Source organism: Myxococcus llanfairpwllgwyngyllgogerychwyrndrobwllllantysiliogogogochensis (assembly GCF_006636215.1).
GTDB lineage: Bacteria > Myxococcota > Myxococcia > Myxococcales > Myxococcaceae > Myxococcus > Myxococcus llanfairpwllgwyngyllgogerychwyrndrobwllllantysiliogogogochensis.
The window spans coordinates 1-19,593 of sequence record NZ_VIFM01000099.1 but is presented as its reverse complement, the minus strand read 5'-3'; the positions used below and the strand labels follow the sequence as shown (position 1 = coordinate 19,593).

The window sequence follows — 19,593 nt, the reverse complement described above, 5'->3', positions numbered from 1 at the left end:
CCTGGGCCGCGAGCACGGCTGGTATAGAGTCCGCCGCCATGAGCGAGCAGCAGGGCAAGAGTGGAGAGCAGGCAGCGCGGCCGGGAACCTGGGCCAGTCTGGCGCGGGCCATGGCCTCCTGGCGGACGGCCTCCGTCACGCTGCTCTCGTTCTCCTCGGGCCTGCCGCTCGGCCTGGTGTGGATCGCCATCCCCGACTGGCTGCGCAGCATCGGCGTGGACATCCGCGTGGTGGGCATCATCACGCTGGCGCAGGCACCGTGGTCCTTCAAGTTCCTCTGGTCGCCGCTGATGGACCGCTATGTGCCGCCCTTCTGGGGCCGGCGGCGGGGCTGGATGGCGGTGGCGCAGGTGGCCCTCTTCGCGACGACATTGGCCCTGGCGGGCATCGGAGAACATCCGGAGACCGCGTGGGTGGTGGGCGCGCTGGCCATGGCGGTGGCGTTCTCCGCGGCGACGCAGGACATCGCCATCGACGCGTACGCGGTGGAGGTGCTGCGCAAGGAGGAGCAGGGCGTGGCGGTGGGCGCGCGCGTGGCGGTGTACCGCGCGGCCATGTTCATCGCGGGCTCGGCGGCGATTACGCTCGCGGGCCGCGTGTCGTGGAAGTGGGTCGTCATCGGGCTGGCGGTGCTGTACCTGCCCATGCTCATCGTCACGCGCTTCGCGCCGGAGCCCGAGGAGCGCTTCACGCCTCCGAAGTCCCTCAAGGACGCCGTCTGGTATCCCTTCGTGGGCTTCCTCGCGCGGCACCGGGCGCTCGAAATCCTCGCCTTCGTCTTCCTCTACAAGCTGGCCGACAACCTCGGCGGCACGCTCTTGCGGCCCTTCCTGGTGGACATGGGCTACAGCGACCTGCACCGGGGTGTGGCCCTGGGCACCATCGGCCTGTTCGGCACCATCGCCGGCACGCTGGTGGGCGGCGCGTGGACGACGGTGCTGGGCCTGGGCCGCGCGCTGTGGGTGTTCGGCGTCATCCAGATTGTGTCCAACATCGGCTACGTGCTCGTCGCGCGCGCCGGGGCGCCCACGCCATGGCTGATGTACATCGCCATCGGCTTCGAGAACGTGACGCAGGGACTGGGCACCGGGGCCTTCTCCGTGCTGCTGATGCGGCTGACGCAGAAGCGCTTCTCCGCCACCCAGTTCGCGCTGCTCTCCAGCCTCTTCTCCATTCCGCGCGTGGTGGCGGGCCCCATCGCCGGCTTCCTCGTGTACTCCATCGGCTGGGAGCCCTTCTTCTGGTTCACCATGGTGGGCGGCATCCCCGGTCTGTTGCTGCTCGCGCGCTTCGTGCCGCTGGGCGTGAAGGACCCGGACTTCGACGTGCAGAGCCGCCCCACCACCCGCGCCGTCACCCGCCCCGTCCTCATGGGCAGCGCCGCCTTCGCGGCCGTGGTGGGCATGGTGCTGGGCGCGATGACGACAGCGCTGCTCACCGCCGTGCAGAACCTGCGCAAGACACCGGAGAAGGGCTTCGATTTCGCCACGCCCTTCACCGCGCTGTTCCAGCCCTCGGGTGTCACCGACTGGGTGACGCTGGCCGGCATCGCCGTCTTCGGGTTGACGGTGGGCCTGCTCACCGCGGCGGTGCTCGCCGCGCGCTCCGGGGCGTTCTACCTGCCCGAGCAGGAGGCGCCCCCCTCCCCCTCCGGCGCCGCCGGCTCGTAGCGCGGCACCCGCTTCGAGCCCGGGAGGGTCTGGGTCCACCCGAGGACAGCTCCCTCACATGGGAGATCCATCCGTCGCGCGGCGCGTTTATGTTGGCGGCGACATGGCCCATCCCCTCGCTGGAAAGCTCCCGCCGGAAGACCTCCTCATCGACCCCGAGAAGCTGCGCGCGCGCTACTACGCGGAGCGTCCCGACGTGGCCGTGCCCGAGCAGCGCGTCGCCTTCGGCACGTCGGGCCACCGGGGCTCGTCCGCGCGCACCAGCTTCAACGAGGCCCACATCGTCGCGGTGACGCAGGCCATCTGCGAATACCGGCAGCAGCAGGGCATCGACGGGCCGCTGTTCCTGGGCATGGACACCCATGCGCTGTCCGCGCCCGCGCAGCAGACCGCGCTCGAGGTGCTGGCCGCCAACGGCGTCCAGGTGCGCTTCACCGACGGCGCCACGCCCACGCCCGTCATCTCCCACGCCATCCTCACGTACAACAAAGGCCGGGGCGCCTCGGGGCTCGCGGACGGCATCGTCATCACCCCGTCCCACAACCCGCCCGAGGACGGCGGCATCAAATACAACCCGCCCAACGGCGGCCCCGCGGACACGAACGTCACCTCCGGCATCGAGCGCCGCGCCAATGCGCTGCTCGGTACCAGCAACGCGGGCGTGAAGCGCACGCCCTACGAGAAGGCGCGCACGGCCCCGACGGTGAAGCCCCACGACTTCATCACGCCCTATGTCGAGGACCTGGGCACCGTGGTGGACATGGAGGCCCTGCGCGGCGCGAAGCTGCACATCGGCGCGGATCCGCTCGGCGGCTCCAATGTCGCGTACTGGGAGCCCATCGCCACGCGCTACGGATTGAACCTGCGCGTGGTGAACCCCACGGTGGACCCGACGTTCCGCTTCATGCCGGTGGACCATGACGGGAAGATCCGCATGGACTGCTCGTCGCCGTACGCCATGGCGAATCTCGTGAAGCTCAAGGACCAGTACGACATCGCCTTCGGCAATGACGCGGACTCGGACCGGCACGGCATCGTCACGCGCTCCATCGGGTTGATGAATCCCAACCACTACCTCGCGGTGGCCATCCACTACCTGTTCCAGAACCGGCCCGGCTGGAAGGCGGACACCGCCGTGGGCAAGACGCTGGTGAGCAGCGGGCTCATCGACCGCGTGGCCAAGAGCCTGGGCCGCCGCGTCGTCGAGGTGCCGGTGGGCTTCAAGTGGTTCGTGGACGGGCTGTTGGACGGCTCGCTCGGCTTCGGCGGTGAGGAGAGCGCGGGCGCGTCCTTCCTGCGCCGCGACGGCACCGTGTGGACCACCGACAAGGACGGCATGTTGCTCGACCTGCTCGCGGTGGAGATTCTCGCGCGCACCGGCAAGGACCCGGGACAGCACTATCAGGAGCTGGCGGGGCGCTTCGGCACGCCGTACTACGCGCGCATCGACCAGGCGGCTACGCCCGCGCAGAAGTCCGTGCTGAAGAAGCTCTCACCGGAGGCGGTGAAGGCGACGAGCCTCGCGGGAGAACCCATCCTCCAGCGCCTCACGCGCGCGCCCGGCAACGATGCGGACATCGGCGGGCTCAAGGTGGTGGCGCAGAACGGCTGGTTCGCCGCGCGGCCGTCGGGCACCGAGGACGTGTACAAAATCTACGCGGAGAGCTTCCGTGACGACGCCCACCTCCAGGCCATCCTCCAGGAAGCCCGCGCCATCGTCGACACGGCCTTCGCGGGGGCGTAGGACTCCCGGCACATGGTGAAGACCGTCCTGATGTACGTGCTCGGCCTGTTCATGGTGGCCGGTGGCATCAATCACTTCGTGAACCCGCGCCCCTACGTGCGGATGATGCCGCCGTACCTGCCGTGGCACGGGCCCCTGGTCTTCCTGAGCGGCGTGGCGGAAGTGCTGCTGGGCGTGGGCCTGCTGGTTCCCGCCACGCGCGCGGTGTCCGCCTGGGGACTCATCGCCCTGTTCGTCGCCATCTTCCCGGCCAACCTCCAGATGGCCCTCCAGCCCGAGCGCTTCAAGAAGGTCCCCGCACACCTGCTCTGGGCTCGGCTGCCCCTCCAGGTCGTCCTCATCGCCTGGGCCTGGTGGTACACCTGATCCACCGAATCCAGGCTTCCAGGGTGGGACAGCGCCTGTCCGCCCGGCGGCCCTGCCCGTGCGTCCTTCCTTGACTCCCCCCGGGGCGGTCTTTAGTTTTCACCGTTTCAGGTAGCCCCACCGAAATCCGAAGGACGTTCCATGGCTCGCGTCACAGTCGAAGACTGCCTCCCCCTCGTCGACAACCGGTTCGCGCTGGTGCTGCTCGGTGCGAAGCGCGCGCGTCAGCTGATGGCCGGCGCCCGCCCCATCATCGAGAGCTCCAAGAACAAGCCCCCCGTGCTGTCCCTGCGCGAGGTGGCCACGGGCCGCGTGAAGTTCGACCGCGACGTGCGCGAGGCGCTGTCCGGGAAGTACACCCCCGAAGACGCCCGCAAGTAGTCGTAGGTCCTAGGTTCCCTTCCCCTCGGGCCTTACGGCCGGGGAAGGGGCCTCCGGGATGAGCCCCTGGGCGCGCATCCACCGCACGGCGCGCGCGGCGACGGCCTTCTCTCCCTTGTAGCCGAGCAGGGGCACCAGCTGTCCCACCGGCACCCAGCGCACCTCGTCCACCTCCACGCGCGGCCCCGGCAGCGGCCCCAGCGCGCCTTCCTGGTAGCGGAAGAGGAAGAAGTGGACGCGCTTGAAGATGCGCTGCCCCCGGAACTGGTAGACGTAGCGAATCTCACCCAGCGGCGCGATGAGCGCGGCGGTGAGCCCCGTCTCCTCGTGGACCTCGCGGCTCGCCGTCTGCTCCGGAGTCTCCCCCGGGTCCACGTGCCCCTTGGGCAGCGCCCACAGGGGACGGCCATGCGGACGGATGACGACCACCTCCCAGGTGCCGTCACTCTCCCGGATGACAATCCCGCCTGCGGACGCCTCGCGTGGCATGCCCACCTACCCTAACCGAAGGAGGCGGGCCGCGGGGACTCAACCACCGTGGACGAAGTGACTCAGCTTCGCCTCCGCTCCCAGCCGGTAGGCATACCGGAGGTCCGCCAGGAGCTTGTCCAACCGCCTTCCGGAGACGTGCCCCATCATCCGCGAGCAGAAGCGCCGGGAGACGCGGTTGGCCTCCTCGTACCGCCAGCGCTCCTGGGACGACAGCTTGTCCCGGTAGGACACCCGGTCGAACAGCCGGGTGAGCAGCTCCTGGGCCCACGCCCCCACCCCCTCCCCCCAGCGGTGCAACAGGCAGATGGCGAACTTGTCCACCTCCGCCTGGGCCTCCAGCTCCAGCAGGGACACCGTCCGCCCGTGCGCCGCCGTGTGCGCCATGTAGAGGAAGTGGCTGACGCCCTCGGCCACCTGGCAGTAGCCGGCGAGGTCTCCATCCAGCAGGTACCCCAGCGGCCCGGCCTCGTAGGGCTTCAGCCTGTCGAGCAGCGCGGGGGACAGGTACAGCGCCATCTCCAGCGCGTCCCCCGACTCGTGCACCAGGAGTTCCTCGTCACTGCGCCCCGTGGCACCCAGTTGGACGGCGGCCTCCGTGTCCACCACGAAGACCTCCGCCCGAGCCTCGCACGTGAAGCCATAGATGGCCTCCAGGTGGTCCTGAACGCGGCCAATCATCGCGACCTCCGTGCCACGGCTAGTTGGGGAGCTGTCCCTTCGCGTTCGGCATCATCCCCGCGTCCACCAGCACGCGCTCCAGCCGGTCATTGCCCGTGCGCGCCCACGACTCGTAGACCTTCAACGCCCCGGAGGGCCCGGCCCGGACCATGCCTCGCGCCGAGATTTCCTCCAGCACCTCCACCACCGAGCGGAACTTGTCGTGCAGCTCCCGGTACACCCCCGCGAAGCCCGCCCGAGGGGACAGGTCCGCCACCTGGCCGTACGCCGTGCCTCCCATCTGGATGTAGTAGTCCGGCCCCACCACTCCGCCCTGGAGCGCGCCGGAGAAGAAGCCCACGGTGTAGAGGGAGACATCCCCCAGCCGCCGCAGCGTCCGGATGCGCGCCTCGCGCTCCTGTTGCAGCGCCTGGTGGTAGAGCAGCGCCAGGGGCTCGCGGCCCTTGCGGCCGTCCTCCTGGCGGTCGAACAGCATGTCGGTGCTGGCGAAGTCCGCCAGCAGGTTCACCAGATAGAACTCCGTCACCTCTTCCAGCGAGACGCGCTGGCGCGAAGTGACCTCGTCCAGGAGCGACTTGAAGAACTCCTTCAGCGACAGGGACGCCACCAGTTGACTCATCGACACTCCCGTCCTTCCACCCGGCCGACGGCGCCTTCGGGAATAAGGGAACGGTAGCAATCGACCCTCCTCGTCGCAAAACCCGCTTTCAATGATTCCAAGCACTTGCGCTGGCACTCGACCACCCCGAGTGCCAATTTCCACGTGCGGGGCGACGAGCGGGCGTCCTTCCACGGCGTCGTGCGCGGCGGGGAAAAGAGCAGCAATGCCAGACGGTTGGCATGTCGGGGCACGGGCAGTCAGCGTCGCTTGACGGGTCGACTTCGCTGGTTATTATCCGCCGCGCCTAGGCGTTAGCACTCGCAAGGTGTGAGTGCTAAATGCCGCGGGTCGTCACGGCCCTTTTCAACCCCCAGTGGCGCCGAGAGCCGTCCGGAGATCCCGGACGGTGGGCGCCCATCAAGGAGCAGACCATGAAGATTCGTCCCCTGCAGGATCGGCTCATCGTCAAGCGGGTCGCCGAGGAGAACAAGACCAAGGGCGGCCTCTTCATCCCGGACACGGCGAAGGAGAAGCCCCTCGAGGGCAAGGTCATCGCCGTCGGCAACGGCAAGGTGCAGGAGGACGGCAAGGTGCGTCCCCTCGACATCAAGGCCGGCGACACCATCCTCTTCAGCAAGTACGCCGGGACCGAGATCAAGCTCGACGGCGAGGAGCACCTCATCCTCCGTGAGGAGGATGTGCTCGGCGTCATCGAGAAGTAATCCGTCCCCCACCCCTTCACTCAAGGAATTCCCATCATGGCGAAGGAACTGCTTTTCGACGTACGCGCCCGCGAGGCCATTCTCCGTGGCGTCAACATCCTGGCCGACGCGGTCAAGGTGACCCTCGGCCCCAAGGGCCGTAACGTCGTCATCGAGAAGAGCTTCGGCTCGCCCACCATCACCAAGGACGGTGTGACGGTGGCGAAGGAAATCGAACTGGAGAACAAGTTCGAGAACATGGGCGCGCAGATGGTGAAGGAGGTCGCGTCCAAGACCTCCGACGTCGCCGGTGACGGCACCACCACCGCCACGGTGCTGGCGCAGGCCATCTTCCGCGAGGGCGCGAAGCTGGTGGCCGCCGGGCACAACCCGATGGACATCAAGCGCGGCATCGACAAGGCCGTCGCGGTCATCGTCGCGGAGCTGAAGAAGCTGGCGAAGCCGACGAAGGACAAGAAGGAAATCGCGCAGGTTGGCACCATCTCCGCCAACGGCGACGCCACCATCGGCCAGATCATCGCGGACGCGATGGAGAAGGTCGGCAAGGAGGGCGTCATCACGGTGGAGGAGGCCAAGGGCCTGGAGACGACGCTGGACGTCGTCGAAGGCATGCAGTTCGACCGCGGCTACCTGTCTCCGTACTTCGTGACGGACCCGGAGCGGATGGAGGCGGTGCTGAACGACGCGCTCATCCTCATCCACGAGAAGAAGATCTCCTCGATGAAGGACCTCCTGCCCATCCTGGAGCAGGTCGCTCGCGCTGGTAAGCCCCTGCTCATCATCGCCGAGGAGGTCGAGGGCGAGGCCCTGGCCACCCTGGTGGTGAACAAGATCCGCGGCGTGCTGAACGTGTGCGCGGTGAAGGCGCCGGGCTTCGGCGACCGCCGCAAGGCCATCCTCGAGGACATCGCCACCCTGACGGGCGGCCGGATGATCGCCGAGGACCTGGGCATCAAGCTGGACACGCTGACCCTGCAGGACCTGGGCAAGGCCAAGCGCATCACCGTCGACAAGGACAACACCACCGTCGTCGACGGCGCGGGCAGCCAGCCGGAGATCGAGGCGCGCGTGAAGCAGATCCGCGCCCAGGTCGAGGAGACCACCAGCGACTACGACCGCGAGAAGCTCCAGGAGCGTCTGGCGAAGCTCGTGGGCGGCGTGGCCGTCATCAACGTCGGCGCGGCCACCGAGACGGAGATGAAGGAGAAGAAGGCCCGCGTGGAGGACGCGCTCAACGCGACCCGCGCGGCCGTCGAGGAGGGCGTGGTTCCTGGCGGTGGCGTGGCCTACATCCGGTGCCTCAAGGCGCTGGAGGGTCAGACGTTCGCCGAGGGTGAGAAGTTCGGCGTGGACATCATCCGCCGCGCCGTCGAGGAGCCCCTGCGCCAGATCGTCGGCAACGGCGGCCTCGAGGGCAGCGTCATCGTCAACAAGGTCAAGGAAGGCACGGGCTCGTTCGGCTTCAACGCCGCGACGGGCGCGTACGAGGACCTGCTGGCCGCGGGCGTCATCGACCCGGCCAAGGTGAGCCGCACGGCGCTGCAGAACTCCGCGTCCGTGGCGTCCCTGATGCTGACCACCGAGGCGATGGTGGCCGAGCGTCCGAAGGACGAGAAGGACGCCCCCGCCGGCGGTGGCGGCATGGGCGGCATGGGCGGTATGGGCGGCATGGGCATGTAGTCGCCCCCCACCCCGGTCCGTCCGGGGTGGACGCTTCACTGGCGGCCTCCGGTTCCTTTCAAGGAGCCGGGGGCCGTCGTGCTTTCATGCGCCCGGTGGCGCGCGAAAGGCCACGCCCTTACGTTGGGAATGAAGGAGGCGACACCGTGAAACCCGTGAAGATCTACACCACGAACTACTGTGGCTTTTGCGTCCGCGCGAAGGACCTGCTCAAGCGCAAGGGCGTGGACTACCAGGAGCTGGACGTCACCGGAGACGATGACGCGCGCGAGAAGCTGGTGGAGATGAGCGGAGGCCAGCGCACCGTGCCTCAAATCTTCATCGGTGACACGCACGTCGGCGGCTACTCGGACCTGGCCCAGCTCGACAAGGAAGGCAAGCTGGAGCCCATGCTCCAGGCCTGAGTCGCGAGCAGGCGGGCGAGCGCCCTTCGCGGGGCCGCTCGCCGCGGCCGTGCCTACCTTACCGCCATGGAACACCACCCCTTCTCGGGAGGCGGCAATGGCAGGTGAAGACGCGCACTACAACGTCATCAGCACGCTGTATCACCTGCTCAAGGGCGCCTCGACCGCGGAGCAGTTCATCCAGGACGCGGAGCGGGCGGGAGACCCGGAGCTGGCGCAGTTCTTCCGCGACTGGCGGGACGAGCAGCGCCACCTGGCCGAGCGGGCGAAGAACCTCCTGGGCGCGCGACTGGGGACGACGGAAAGGGCCGCGGCCACGGGCAGCGCCGGACGCAAGCGCGCGGCGGGCTCGGGCAAGTCCTCCCCAAAGGGACCGGTGGGCAGGGACCAGAGCAACGCGGGGGTGAAGTCCGGAGGAACCAGCTCGGATGATCTCGTCGACGAGCTTTCCAAGGAGTCATTCCCCGCCAGCGACTCGCCGTCGACGTACTGATTGGACCTCGCCCGCGCGTGACACTGGATTCGCGGAGGGTGTTCGTCTTGGATGCCGGCCGTGAGCTTCTGGAACGGCCCTTCCCATCCTCCTGGACGACCTCCGCCGGCGCAGGCGCGGCTGCGGAACGCCCGAGGGCCGCACCGCGACACGATGCGGCGCCTGCACGGCGACGAACGTGCGCTGGTGGACAGTCCCAGGCACACCCCAGCACGAGGTCCCCAGGCGTCCATGGCGTACTGGGGCCACGTGGACGTGCGCCACCCCACCCTCCGACGCGCCCTCCCGGAAGTCACCGGGAAGGACGCCAGCATCCCCATCGCGCAACGCACGGACGAGGGCCCAGGCCCCGCTCCGAAGCCACCGCGCGCTGGGGAGTCGTTCGCCCGGAGGCCCGAGCGGGGACACTCCGACGCGCCACCCCCGCCCCGGTCCACGCGCACGGGGCGCTCCTTCCGCAGAAGGCTGACGTGCAACAGCCTTCCGGGAAGATTCTTCCACTCATGCTGCCCTGACCAGTTCGGGCACGAGCACATGGTGCGTCGGGCTTGCCCGCCCGGTCCCCTCGCACCTAAAGAGGACCCATGATGGAGCCCAGGCCCGAGGTCACCCAGACCACCCAGACGGACAAAGAAGAAGGCCGCACCACCCGCATCCCCATTCACGAATGGACCGTGGAGGTGGTGTCTGGCCCCGACAAGGGCAAGAAGGTGACGACCCAGGATGGCTTGGTACGCGTGGGCTCGGACCCCGCAAGCGACCTGGTGCTGACGGACACCACGGTGAGCCGCCGTCACCTCGAGGTGGAGCGCACGCCGCGAGGCCTCCTGCTGCGCGACACCGGCAGTCGCAACGGAACCTTCCTCGACGGGCGACAGGTGCTTCAGGCGTACCTGGGCCGCGGGGACAAGGTCGAGCTCGGCAAGACGAAGCTGGCCGTGAAGGTGGCGGCGAAGCCCACCGAGGTGGAGCTCGCGGGCGCCGAGTCCTTCGGCGCGTTGGTGGGCTCCTCGGAGAAGATGCGGTGGGTCTTCACGGAGCTGCGGCGCGTGGCCCGCGAGGACATGAGCCTGCTCATCGAGGGCGAGACGGGCACCGGCAAGGAGCTGGCGGCGCGCGCGGTGCATCAGCACTCGTCGCGGCGGCATGGCCCGTTCAAGGTCGTCGACTGCAACCTCATCTCCGAGGAGAAGGCGGAGCGGGAGCTGTTCGGCGGACTGCGCGCGAGCGACCCGGAGGACAAGGAGGCGCGCGGCGTCTTCGAGGCCGCCCGGGGAGGGACGCTCTTCCTGGATGAGGTCGGCGAGCTGCCGCTGATGGTGCAGGGCAAGCTGTTGCGCGTGCTGGACGCGCGCGAGGTGCCCTCGCTGGACGGCCAGCCCGTGCCGGTGGACGTGCGAGTCATCGCCTCCACGCACCGCAACCTGGAGGAGGACGTGCGCCAGGGCCGCTTCCGCGCGGACCTGTACTTCCGCCTCGCTGTGGCGCGCGTGCGCCTGCCGCCCCTGCGCACCCGCCGCGAGGACCTGCCCTCGCTGGCGCAGGCCCTGTCGCAGACGTTGCGCGCCAGCGTGACGCTGACGCCCCAGACGCTCGCGCTCTTCGAGGGCTATGACTGGCCGGGCAACGTGCGCGAGCTGCGCAATGTGCTCGAGCGCGGCGCGCTGATGGAGGAGACGGGCAACACCAGCTGGCTGGACTTCCTCGCCCAGCCCTCGCGCCGCCCGGAGGGTCAGCCGCCCGGCACCCACGTGGCCACGCTCGTCACCGGCATGCCGTACCACGAGGCGAAGGACAGGGTGCTGGCCGACTTCGAGCGCCTCTACTTCGCCGAGGTGATGCGCACGGTGGGCTTCGACATGAAGGCCGCCGAGCAGCGCACCGGGCTGTCCATGCAGAGCCTCTATCGTCTGCTCAAGAAGAACGGGCTTCGCCTCAAGGACCTCAAGAACGCCGAGGGCCTGGAGAAGTGAGTGCCCCCTCGCAGTTCCACCCCATGGAGAACAACCGCATGTTGCGTCGTCTCGTCGTAGCCTCCGTCGTCTTCACCGCCGCCTGCGCCGGTCAGCAGAAGCCCGCCGAGAGCGCCGACACGGCCGCCAAGCCGCAGACCACCGAGGAGCGCGTGCGCATTGGCAACCAGCCCGCGTTCGACGTGGCCACCTGCTTCCCGCGCGAGCTGACCCTGCCGGCGTCCAATCAGGGCGTGCTGGTGGGCGCCATGCTCACCACCCGGCCGGAAGTACTCGAGTGCCTCGTGTCCCCGCAGAACCGGGGCCCCGCCGAGAAGACGGTGGCGACGGTGAAGACCACCGTGACGGACGCGGGCGGCACCCACACCATCACCGGTGAGAACCTCACCCCCACGGGCACGCAGTGCATCCAGGCCGTGGTGGACAAGCTCGTCCAGCCCAAGCCCCTGGCCAAGGGCGCCCAGCCGCTGGAGTCCACGGCGACCTTCGAGCACGACACCACGGCCAGCGCCACGGTGAAGTTCGGCGTCAACGACGGCTCGGACTTCTCCGGCGCCGTCCGCCTGGCCCAGCAGGGCTGGTGCGACTGCTACGCCACCTACAAGGCGCAGACGCCGCCGGTGCTGACGTCCCACATGACGCTCACCAAGGGCCAGCCCGTCGCCGAGGTGACGTTCGACGCCTCCGGCAGCACCGAGGGTGACCAGCTCGCCGCGTGCCTCAAGACGAAGATTGTCGCCGTGCCCGCGAAGCTGTCCACGGACAAGCTCAGCTACCCGCACCGCTTCGTCCACTTCAACTCCGGGGCCACCGAGGCCGCCAGCGCCCTGCCCCCCCAGCTGCGCTTCTTCCAGTTGGAGGTCGTCCGCAACCAGCGCGCGGCGGACGCGGCCATCGCCTTCGGCGCCCGCGCCGCGGCGGCCGAGTCGTTCGAGGCCGTGGTGGCGAAGTACCAGAAGACCAAGGACTACAAGCTGTTCGACGAGCTGGCCGGCAAGTGCAACGCCCTGGTGGAGGCCGCGCAGGGCTGGGTGAAGGCGCTGGAGGCCCAGCAGGCCGTGGACCAGGCCTCCGTGGCGTTGGTGCAGGAGCTGAAGACGACGGACGCCGAGGGTTGGACGCCGGTGGAGACGGCCAGCCAGACGGCGCTGACCAACACCCAGAAGGACCTGACGGCCGCCCAGGCCCGCGCGGACGCGGACCAGAAGGCGTGCCCGAAGAAGTCCTACAAGGGCAAGTAGTCAGTAAGCAGTCCCCCAGCGGGGCTGAAACGCACGAAGGCGCGGGACCCGAACTTCCGGGACCCGCGCCTTCTGTGTTTCCAGCGTCGTGAGGACGACTACGCGCTGATCTTGTCGTCGTTGGCCGCGCTGGCCTCGCTGATGCGCACGCTGACGAGCTTGGAGATGCCCGGCTCCTCCATGGTGACACCGTAGAGGGTGTTGGAGACCTCCATGGTCCGCTTGTTGTGGGTGATGAGGATGAACTGCGACTGGCTGCTCATCTCCTTCACCATGTCGTTGTAGCGGCCCACGTTGCCCTCATCCAGCGGCGCGTCGACCTCGTCCAGGAGGCAGAAGGGCGTGGGCTTGATGAGGAAGATGCCGAAGATGAGGCCCACGGCGGTGAGGGCCTTCTCTCCACCGGAGAGCAGGTTGACGCTCTGCAGCTTCTTGCCCGGCGGCTGGGCGACGATTTCCACGCCCGGCTCGCCATTGGGGCCGTCGTTGGTGAGGACCAGGCTGGCGCGCCCACCGCCGAACAGGCGGGGGAAGATGGCCTGGAACTTCTCGTTCACCACGTCGAAGGTCTGCTTGAAGCGCTCGCGGCTGGTGGCGTCGATGCGGGTGATTGCCTCGCGCAGCTGACCCATGGAGGCCTGGAGGTCCGTCTTCTGCGCGATGAGGAAGTCGAAGCGCTTGGACAGCTCCGCGTGCTCGTCGATGGCGGTGAGGTTGATCTCCCCCATCTTCTCCACCTGGGCGCGCAGGTCCTTCAGCTCCGCCTCCGTCTCCGGCGCCAGGGAAGGCAGCAGGTGGTAGCGGTGCAGCTCCAGCGCGAGGTCCACTTGGTGCCGCTCGCGGATGCCGGCCGACAGGTGCTCCAGCTCCAGGGCAATCTCGCGCTCGCGCAGCGAAATCTGCGACAGCCCCTGCATCAGCTCCTCCACCCGACCGCGCAGCTCGCGGAACTGGGCGTCCTGCTCCCGCACCTCTGTCGAGGCCGTGGTGTGCGCGGTGCGCCGCGTCTCCAGGCCCTCCGCGGCCACGCGGTGCTCTTCCACGCGCTGGGCCAGCCCCGCTTCCGTCTCCGCCGTGCGCCGCGCCAGCTCCTCCGTGCGCGTGCCACCCTCGGCCAGCGTCGCCTGGAGGCGCGCCACGCGCGTCTCCATCTCCCGGCGCTGCGTCACCAGGCTGTCCAGCTCCTTGCGCGCGGACTCGCCGCGCTCGCTGCCCGCGGCGACCTTGATGCGCAGGCCCGTCAGCTCGCCATTGGCGGACTCGGAGCGCTGACGCAGCGACTCCTGCTCGGAGGAGAGCTGCCGGACGCGCTCCTCGCGCGACTCCCGGTCCGTCTGACCGTGGGCCACCTCGCCCCGGCTCGTCTCCTCCTCGTTCGCCAGCGCCATGTGGCTCTGACCCAGCTGCCCGTCCTCCAGCTCCTGGGCCCGGAGGCGCTCGCGCACCTTCGCCAGGTCCTCGCCCGCCTTGTGCAGGTCCTTCTCCTGGCTGGCGAGGTTCACCTCCTCGGCGTGCTGGTTCTTCGCCAGCCCCTTGAGGACGCCCTCGGTGTGCCCCATCTGCTTCTGGAGCGTGTAGTGCCGGGTGAGGATTTCGTTGTAGCGCTCCTCGACCCGGGCCACCTCGGTGGCCAGCTCGGCGATTTCACGCTTCTTCTGGAGCGCGCCCACCGCCGCGCCCTCGCGCTCGCCGCCGACAATCGTCCCGTCCGAGCGGAAGACCTCGCCCTCCTGGGTGACGAGCGTGCACTGGGGGCCACCGGCCTCCGAGTACGCACGCGCCGACGCCAGGTCCTGGACGATGACCACGTCTCCCAGCAGCATCCGCACCACGGGCGCCAGGGCCTCCTCGCACGTCACCTCGCGCAGCGCGTGGGCCAGCACACCCGGGCGCTCGAAGTCCGGCTCCAGCACGGGCTGCAGGGTGTCCAGCATGGGCACGGGCAGGAAGCTGCCGCGGCCCTCCGCGTGGCCCTTGAGGTACTCCACCAGCTCCACGCCCTTGTCGCGGCTCTCCACGATGACGTGCTGGAGCCGCTCACCCAGGGCCGCTTCCACGGCGCGCTCGTAGCGCTGGGTGACGGTGAGCACGTCCGCCACGAGGCCGAAGATGCCCTGCTCCCGGGCCACCGTGCCGGCGCGCATCATCACCGCGCGCACGCCCCGGTCGAACCCGTCGTAGTTCTTCTGGATGTCCTCCAGGGACGACAGGCGGCTGCGCTTGTCGCTCAGCTCCTCGCGCAGCGCGATGACCTGGATTTCGTTCTCCGTGAAGGTCGCGCGCGTGCGGGTGAGGGCCTCTTCCTCCTGCCCCTTGCGCTCGGCGAGCTCCGCGGCGAGGTGCCGGGTGTCCTCCACCCGCTTCGCCACGTCGCCGCGCACCGACTCCAGCTCCGTCTCCTGCGCGCGCAGCCCGTCCAGCTCCGCCTGGAGCCTGGCCCGGCGCGCTTCCAGGTCCGTGCGCTGACGGGCCAGGTTGACCAGGTTGCTCTCGTGGTTGGCCAGTCGGGTGGCCACCGCCACCAGCCCGGCGCGCTCCTGCTCCAGCCGCAGGGCGACCTCCGTCTGGAGGTGGTTGACGCGGCGCAGCTCCTCCTGCGCCACCTGCATCGCCACCTCGTCCTCCTTCCACGAGCCGGCGATGCCGGACAGCTCCGCCTCGCGGGCGGCCATGGCGTCGGACATCTCCGCCTGCCGGGCCAGCAGCCCGTCCAGCTCCGCCCGGGCCTGCATCACGCGGCTGTTCGTCTCGTCGTAGTCACGGCGGCCGTAGGCCAGCTCCTGCGTGTCGCGCTGCACGGAGCTTTCGAGCGCGTGCACCTCCGCGGCCAGCGTCTGGAGGGCGGCGGCCTCCGCGTCCAGCTCCGCGCGGCGCCGGGTGATGGCCTCCTCCAGCTCCTTCACCCGGTCCAGGCTCTCTCGCTCCTCGGAGCCCAGGTTCTGCAGGCGCGACTGGAGGACCTGCTTCTCCGCCAGCAGCTCCAGGTGGCGGTGGCTGGCCGCGTGCAGGTCGATGTCCCGCATGCGCTGCTTGAGTTTCTTGTACTTCTCCGCCTTCTTCGCCTGGCGGGACAGCGCGTCCAGCCGCTTCTCCAGCTCGCTGGTGATGTCCGTCACGCGCAGGAGGTTGGCCTCGGTGGCCTCCATCTTCCGCTCGGCGGCCTTGCGGCGGGCCTTGTACTTGGTGACGCCCGCGGCCTCCTCCAGCAGGTGGCGCCGGTCCTCCGGCTTGCTGGAGACGATGAGGCCCACGCGGCCCTGCTCGATGATGGAGTAGGCCTTGGTGCCCACGCCCGTGCCGAGGAACAGCTCGGTGATATCCAGCAGCCGGCACAGCGTCTTGTTGATGAGGTACTCCGAGTCCCCGTTGCGGAACAGGCGCCGCGTGACGGTGATCTCCGAGTAGCCCTGGTACTGGGGCGACAGCTGGTCCGTGTCATCCACCAGGAAGGTGAGCGACACCTCCGCCATGGACAGGGGCGGCTTGTTCTCCGAGCCGTTGAAGATGACGTCCTCCATGCCACGGCCACGGAGGTTCTTCGCGCTCTGCTCACCCATCACCCAGCGGATGGCGTCCACGACGTTGGACTTTCCACAGCCGTTCGGGCCGACGATGCCGGTGACGCCCTCGTCGAAAGTGAAGACGCTCCGCTCCATGAACGACTTGAAGCCGGTGATGTCCAACCGCTTGATACGCATGCCAGCGGGCTCCTGGAAGAGGCGCGAGGTACGAGGTGAAAAGTGAGCGCGAGGCCGAAAAATCGGCCTCGGAACGATCAGCAGGAGTACCAGCCGCCATCCAGGCGATCAAGCGTGACCATGCCACGCGTGGCCATACGTTCGGCTGCTTGCCCTTCAAACGGGCCAGAGGCGGGCAGGAGGGTCCTCTCTTGGACTTGCGCCCTGGCCGCCCCACCCTACCTTCCCATTGACATTCCTGGAGGTTGCGTACGTACCAGCCCTTTCTTGCCCTGACGCTCCTCATGGGAGCGTCCCCTACGCCGGAGGTAACACCCCGGTCTGACACGCAGGCGGTGGAAGCCCCGGCCCCCTGCCCCCACCCGTATTTCCCGCTGGAGGAAGGGCTGACGCTCACCTACCGGGCGGGCAAGTCGTCGCAGATGGTCATCAGCACCCACGGCGTGACACCCACACCCGAGGGGCTGCGCGGCAAGGTCGCCGTGAAGCTCAAGGGCCGCCAGGGCGAGACGGACGCCACCTGCACCGCCGAGGGCATGAGCACGGGCCTGGGCGGCCTGGAAGGCACGCTGCTGTCCGCGTCCGGCATGGATGTGCAGGTGGTGAGCTCGGAAGGCATGGCGGTGCCCGCGCTGACGAGCATGGTGCCCGGCGGCTCGTGGAAGAACAGCCTGTCGGTGAAGCTCCAGCCCCCCGCGGGCAAGACGGGCGGCATCCGGCCCATCATCGCCACCACGTTCGAAAAGGAGTCGACCGTCGTGGGCGAGGAGGAGGTCACCGTGGCCGCCGGCACGTTCAAGGCGCTGAAGGTGAAGAACATCGTCACCGCGCGCGCCAGCCGCCCTGGCTCCGAGGGCCGCTCCATGGAGAGCTATGTCTGGTTCGCGCCGGGCGTGGGCATCCTCAAGTTCGCCACGGCGGAGAGCACGGACCTGGAATTGCTCAAGGTGGAGCGTCCCCAGCCCGTGCAGGCCAAGTCCTCCAGCAAGGCGCGCCGGCCCGTGAAGAAGGCCGCGGCCGACAAGAAGGTGCCCTCGGCGCCCTGACCCCGGCGGCCGGGGCGGACAGCTAGGTGGACTCGCCGCCCGACGACGAGGCGGGGGGTATCTCTCCTGGAGCGCCCTGCGACGGCTCTCCCGGGCCGGACGAGGACGACGACTCCGTGGCCGAGCGAGGGGCGGCGCGGGACTGGGGCTCCACCGTCACGCGCACCACGCGGGGGCCGTCCACCTCCTCCACCAGGATTCGCCACATATCCAGCCGCAGCGAGTCCCCCTTCTCCGGGACGCGCCCCAGCTTCGCCATCAGGAAGCCGGCAATCGTCGTCACCTCGCCCTCTTCGTCCTCATCGAGGTCGAAGCTGACGTCGAGCCGCTCCTCCAGGTCATCCAACTGCGCCGTGCCGGGAAGCTCGAAGCGCCCGCCCGGCAGCGAGCGGACCTCGTCCACCCGCCGGCCCAGCTCCGCCACGTCGCCCACGACTTCGGCCACCACGTCCGCGATCGTCACCAGGCCCGACGTGCCGCCGTGCTCGTCGACGACAAGGGCCGTCTGACGACGGCGGCGGCGGAACTCCGCGAGCAATTGCTCCAGCGTCGCGTTCTCCGGGATGAAGAGCACCGGCCGCTGCACCTGCGCCAGGCTGCGCAGCTCGCCGCGAGACAGGAGGAAGAAGAGGTCCTTGGCGTTCACCACGCCCTCCACCTCGTCCAGGTTGCCCCGGCACACCGGCAGCCACGTGTGCCCCGCGGCGCGCGCGTCCGCGATGCACTTCTCCAGCGGCTCCTCCACGTCCAGGAACTTCACCTGGTTTCGCGGCACCATCACCTGCCGCGCCGTCTTCTGCGCCATCTCCAGCGCGCGCTCCAAAAGCTCCGCGCGCGCCGTCGTAATCGCCCCCGCCTGCGCGGAGCTGTGGAGGATGACGCGCAGCTCGTCCTCGCTGTGCGCCTCGTGCGCCTCTCCCACGGAATGGAGGCCGAAGATGCGCAGCACCCAGGCCGCCAGCCCGTTGAGCAGGATGATGGCCGGATAGAACAGGAAGTAGAACGCCCGCATCGGCAGCGCCACGGCCAGCGTGGTCGCCTCCGCGCGCTGAATCGCCAGGCTCTTGGGCGCCAGCTCTCCCAGGACGATGTGCAGGAAGGTGATGATGCTGAAGCCGATGACCACCGACACGGTGTGAGCCAGCGTGGGGCTCGCGCCCTCGGGAACCAGCCGCGTCAGCACGGGCTCCAGGAGCTTCGCGAAGGCGGGCTCACCCAGCCAGCCCAGGCCCAGCGAGGCCAGCGTGATTCCGAACTGCGTGGCGGACAGGTACGCGTCCAGCTTCTCCACCATCCGCAGCGCCTGCGCGGCGCCCGGCGTGCCCTCGTCCACGAGCGACTGCAGGCGCGTGGCGCGAATCTTCACGATGGCGAACTCGGTCGCCACGAAGAAGCCGTTGGCGAAGACCAGGAGGATCGCCAGCCCCAGGAACACCCATTCCATTCCCATGGCTCAGAACAAGGCGTCGAAGTCGGCGTCGCCCTTGAGCGCGTCGAACATGGGGTCCGTGGACAGCCACCCCATCACCTTCTGACGGTCCGCCGTGAGCGCCGCCTTCAGGTACTGCACCGCGTCCTTCGGCCTGCCCCACAGGGCGTACAGCGCCGACAGGTTGTAGTTGAGCAGCAGGTCCTCCGCGTTCAGCGCGCGCGCCCGCTCATATGCGCGCTCGGCCTCCGCGTAGAAGCCCTTCTGCGCGTAGCAGATGCCCAAGTCGAGCTGCGCCTCGAAGTTGTCCGGCTCCAGCCGCACCACGTCCTTCAGCAACGTAATCGCCGAGCGGTAGTCCCCCTCGTCCATCATCAGTGCCGCCAGCTCGTGGCGGGGGAACGCGTCCTGGGGGTCCAGCTCGATGGCCGCCTGCAGCTCGCGCATCGCCTCTTCCACCCGACCCTGGTCCGCGTACGTGAGGCCCAGGTTGAGGTGCGCGTCCGGGTACTCCGGATCCAACTCGATGGCTTCCTTGTACTCCTCCACCGCCATCTCCCCGGCATGCGTGGAGAGGAAGCAAGCCAGGTTGTAGTGCGCCGTGGCGCTCTCCGGCTCCAGCTTCAGGGCGGTGAGGTACTCGGTGAGGGCCTCGCGGAAGAGCTTCTTCTCCGCGTAGACGGTGGCCAGGTTGTCGTGCGCGTGCGCCGAGCTCGGGTCCAGGTCGATGGCCTTCTTGAACTCCTTGATGGCCTCATCGAGCCAACCCCGGTCCGCCAGCTCGATTCCGCGAGTGTTGTGCTCGTCGGAGAGCGCGATGTTGTCCTTTTCCCGGGCCATGAGAGCGCCGGGCAATCTACGCGTCGCGCAACAAAGGGTGCAAGGTAGAGTTTCCCTCCGTCCATGCGCCACGCCGCCCTCCTGCTCTTCCTGTTCTCCGCCTGTCATCCCCGGCCCGCCCCCGTGGCGGAGGCC

Annotated in this window: 17 protein-coding genes; 11 read left to right on the top strand and 6 right to left on the bottom strand. The window is 68.9% G+C overall.

Annotation, left to right across the window (positions count from 1 at the left end):
• The first annotated feature begins 38 nt into the window (after positions 1 to 38).
• From FJV41_RS23725 to rpoZ, 4 genes are all read left to right on the top strand, one after another.
• On the top strand, positions 39 to 1,670 hold the full coding sequence (locus tag FJV41_RS23725; RefSeq protein ID WP_141644812.1) for an AmpG family muropeptide MFS transporter: 1,632 nt from the start codon (positions 39 to 41) through the stop codon (positions 1,668 to 1,670).
• A 103-nt stretch (positions 1,671 to 1,773) separates the two neighbouring features.
• Positions 1,774 to 3,414, top strand: a complete 1,641-nt coding sequence (gene pgm, locus FJV41_RS23720) for a phosphoglucomutase (alpha-D-glucose-1,6-bisphosphate-dependent) (protein ID WP_141644811.1) — start codon at positions 1,774 to 1,776, stop codon at positions 3,412 to 3,414.
• 12 nt (positions 3,415 to 3,426) lie between these two features.
• Positions 3,427 to 3,780, top strand: coding sequence for a DoxX family protein (locus tag FJV41_RS23715; RefSeq protein ID WP_181790873.1), 354 nt, complete (start codon positions 3,427 to 3,429; stop codon positions 3,778 to 3,780).
• Positions 3,781 to 3,921: 141 nt separating this feature from the next.
• Positions 3,922 to 4,161: a DNA-directed RNA polymerase subunit omega gene (rpoZ, locus tag FJV41_RS23710; RefSeq protein ID WP_141644810.1), complete on the top strand. Its 240-nt coding sequence runs from the start codon at positions 3,922 to 3,924 to the stop codon at positions 4,159 to 4,161.
• A gap of 9 nt (positions 4,162 to 4,170) precedes the next feature.
• On the opposite strand, the gene FJV41_RS23705 is transcribed toward rpoZ, so the two are convergent.
• Genes FJV41_RS23705 through FJV41_RS23695 form a run of 3 tightly spaced genes read right to left on the bottom strand, consistent with a single transcriptional unit; the run spans position 4,171 to position 5,950 of the window.
• On the bottom strand, positions 4,171 to 4,650 hold the full coding sequence (locus FJV41_RS23705) for an NUDIX hydrolase (protein ID WP_141644809.1): 480 nt from the start codon (positions 4,648 to 4,650) through the stop codon (positions 4,171 to 4,173).
• Between the two features lie 39 nt (positions 4,651 to 4,689).
• Positions 4,690 to 5,331: a hypothetical protein gene (locus FJV41_RS23700; RefSeq protein ID WP_141644808.1), complete on the bottom strand. Its 642-nt coding sequence runs from the start codon at positions 5,329 to 5,331 to the stop codon at positions 4,690 to 4,692.
• A gap of 19 nt (positions 5,332 to 5,350) precedes the next feature.
• Positions 5,351 to 5,950: a hypothetical protein gene (locus tag FJV41_RS23695; RefSeq protein WP_174453593.1), complete on the bottom strand. Its 600-nt coding sequence runs from the start codon at positions 5,948 to 5,950 to the stop codon at positions 5,351 to 5,353.
• Positions 5,951 to 6,363: 413 nt separating this feature from the next.
• On the opposite strand from FJV41_RS23695, the gene groES reads away from it, so the two are divergent.
• From groES to FJV41_RS23665, 6 genes are all read left to right on the top strand, one after another.
• Positions 6,364 to 6,654 carry a co-chaperone GroES gene (gene groES / locus FJV41_RS23690; protein ID WP_002640434.1) on the top strand — a complete coding sequence of 97 codons (291 nt, stop codon included), beginning with the start codon at positions 6,364 to 6,366 and terminating at the stop codon, positions 6,652 to 6,654.
• A gap of 36 nt (positions 6,655 to 6,690) precedes the next feature.
• Positions 6,691 to 8,334, top strand: a complete 1,644-nt coding sequence (gene groL, locus FJV41_RS23685) for a chaperonin GroEL (RefSeq protein WP_141644806.1) — start codon at positions 6,691 to 6,693, stop codon at positions 8,332 to 8,334.
• Positions 8,335 to 8,480: 146 nt separating this feature from the next.
• Positions 8,481 to 8,738: a glutaredoxin 3 gene (grxC, locus tag FJV41_RS23680; protein WP_141644805.1), complete on the top strand. Its 258-nt coding sequence runs from the start codon at positions 8,481 to 8,483 to the stop codon at positions 8,736 to 8,738.
• 97 nt (positions 8,739 to 8,835) lie between these two features.
• Positions 8,836 to 9,231 (top strand): ferritin family protein, encoded by a 396-nt coding sequence (locus tag FJV41_RS23675; RefSeq protein ID WP_141644804.1) that lies wholly within the window; start codon positions 8,836 to 8,838, stop codon positions 9,229 to 9,231.
• 587 nt (positions 9,232 to 9,818) lie between these two features.
• Positions 9,819 to 11,204 (top strand): FHA and sigma-54 interaction domain-containing protein, encoded by a 1,386-nt coding sequence (locus FJV41_RS23670; protein WP_141644829.1) that lies wholly within the window; start codon positions 9,819 to 9,821, stop codon positions 11,202 to 11,204.
• A 38-nt stretch (positions 11,205 to 11,242) separates the two neighbouring features.
• The gene (locus FJV41_RS23665; RefSeq protein ID WP_141644803.1) at positions 11,243 to 12,445 is read left to right on the top strand and encodes a hypothetical protein; all 1,203 of its coding nucleotides are present in this window, start codon (positions 11,243 to 11,245) and stop codon (positions 12,443 to 12,445) included.
• Positions 12,446 to 12,543: 98 nt separating this feature from the next.
• Here the strand turns inward: FJV41_RS23665 and smc are convergent, their stop codons facing one another.
• Positions 12,544 to 16,143, bottom strand: coding sequence for a chromosome segregation protein SMC (gene smc / locus FJV41_RS23660; RefSeq protein WP_141644802.1), 3,600 nt, complete (start codon positions 16,141 to 16,143; stop codon positions 12,544 to 12,546).
• Between the two features lie 284 nt (positions 16,144 to 16,427).
• Here smc and FJV41_RS23655 point away from each other — a divergent pair, with 284 nt between their 5' ends.
• The gene (locus FJV41_RS23655; protein ID WP_141644801.1) at positions 16,428 to 17,189 is read left to right on the top strand and encodes a TapB family protein; all 762 of its coding nucleotides are present in this window, start codon (positions 16,428 to 16,430) and stop codon (positions 17,187 to 17,189) included.
• A gap of 22 nt (positions 17,190 to 17,211) precedes the next feature.
• Here FJV41_RS23655 and FJV41_RS23650 read toward each other — a convergent pair whose 3' ends face one another.
• Complete coding sequence (locus FJV41_RS23650) at positions 17,212 to 18,639, bottom strand: hemolysin family protein (RefSeq protein ID WP_174453591.1); 1,428 nt, start codon at positions 18,637 to 18,639, stop codon at positions 17,212 to 17,214.
• Positions 18,640 to 18,642: 3 nt separating this feature from the next.
• Positions 18,643 to 19,458: a tetratricopeptide repeat protein gene (locus FJV41_RS23645; protein ID WP_141644800.1), complete on the bottom strand. Its 816-nt coding sequence runs from the start codon at positions 19,456 to 19,458 to the stop codon at positions 18,643 to 18,645.
• Between the last annotated feature and the right edge of the window lie 135 nt (positions 19,459 to 19,593).

Coding starts and splice junctions, on each gene's coding strand:
- FJV41_RS23725 (WP_141644812.1), top strand. CDS start 39: ATGAGCGAGCAGCAGGGCAAGAGTGGAGAGCAGGCAGCGCGGCCGGGA.
- pgm (WP_141644811.1), top strand. CDS start 1,774: ATGGCCCATCCCCTCGCTGGAAAGCTCCCGCCGGAAGACCTCCTCATC.
- FJV41_RS23715 (WP_181790873.1), top strand. CDS start 3,427: ATGGTGAAGACCGTCCTGATGTACGTGCTCGGCCTGTTCATGGTGGCC.
- rpoZ (WP_141644810.1), top strand. CDS start 3,922: ATGGCTCGCGTCACAGTCGAAGACTGCCTCCCCCTCGTCGACAACCGG.
- FJV41_RS23705 (WP_141644809.1), bottom strand. CDS start 4,650: ATGCCACGCGAGGCGTCCGCAGGCGGGATTGTCATCCGGGAGAGTGAC.
- FJV41_RS23700 (WP_141644808.1), bottom strand. CDS start 5,331: ATGATTGGCCGCGTTCAGGACCACCTGGAGGCCATCTATGGCTTCACG.
- FJV41_RS23695 (WP_174453593.1), bottom strand. CDS start 5,950: ATGAGTCAACTGGTGGCGTCCCTGTCGCTGAAGGAGTTCTTCAAGTCG.
- groES (WP_002640434.1), top strand. CDS start 6,364: ATGAAGATTCGTCCCCTGCAGGATCGGCTCATCGTCAAGCGGGTCGCC.
- groL (WP_141644806.1), top strand. CDS start 6,691: ATGGCGAAGGAACTGCTTTTCGACGTACGCGCCCGCGAGGCCATTCTC.
- FJV41_RS23675 (WP_141644804.1), top strand. CDS start 8,836: ATGGCAGGTGAAGACGCGCACTACAACGTCATCAGCACGCTGTATCAC.
- FJV41_RS23670 (WP_141644829.1), top strand. CDS start 9,819: ATGGAGCCCAGGCCCGAGGTCACCCAGACCACCCAGACGGACAAAGAA.
- FJV41_RS23665 (WP_141644803.1), top strand. CDS start 11,243: ATGTTGCGTCGTCTCGTCGTAGCCTCCGTCGTCTTCACCGCCGCCTGC.
- smc (WP_141644802.1), bottom strand. CDS start 16,143: ATGCGTATCAAGCGGTTGGACATCACCGGCTTCAAGTCGTTCATGGAG.
- FJV41_RS23655 (WP_141644801.1), top strand. CDS start 16,428: ATGGGAGCGTCCCCTACGCCGGAGGTAACACCCCGGTCTGACACGCAG.
- FJV41_RS23650 (WP_174453591.1), bottom strand. CDS start 18,639: ATGGGAATGGAATGGGTGTTCCTGGGGCTGGCGATCCTCCTGGTCTTC.
- FJV41_RS23645 (WP_141644800.1), bottom strand. CDS start 19,458: ATGGCCCGGGAAAAGGACAACATCGCGCTCTCCGACGAGCACAACACT.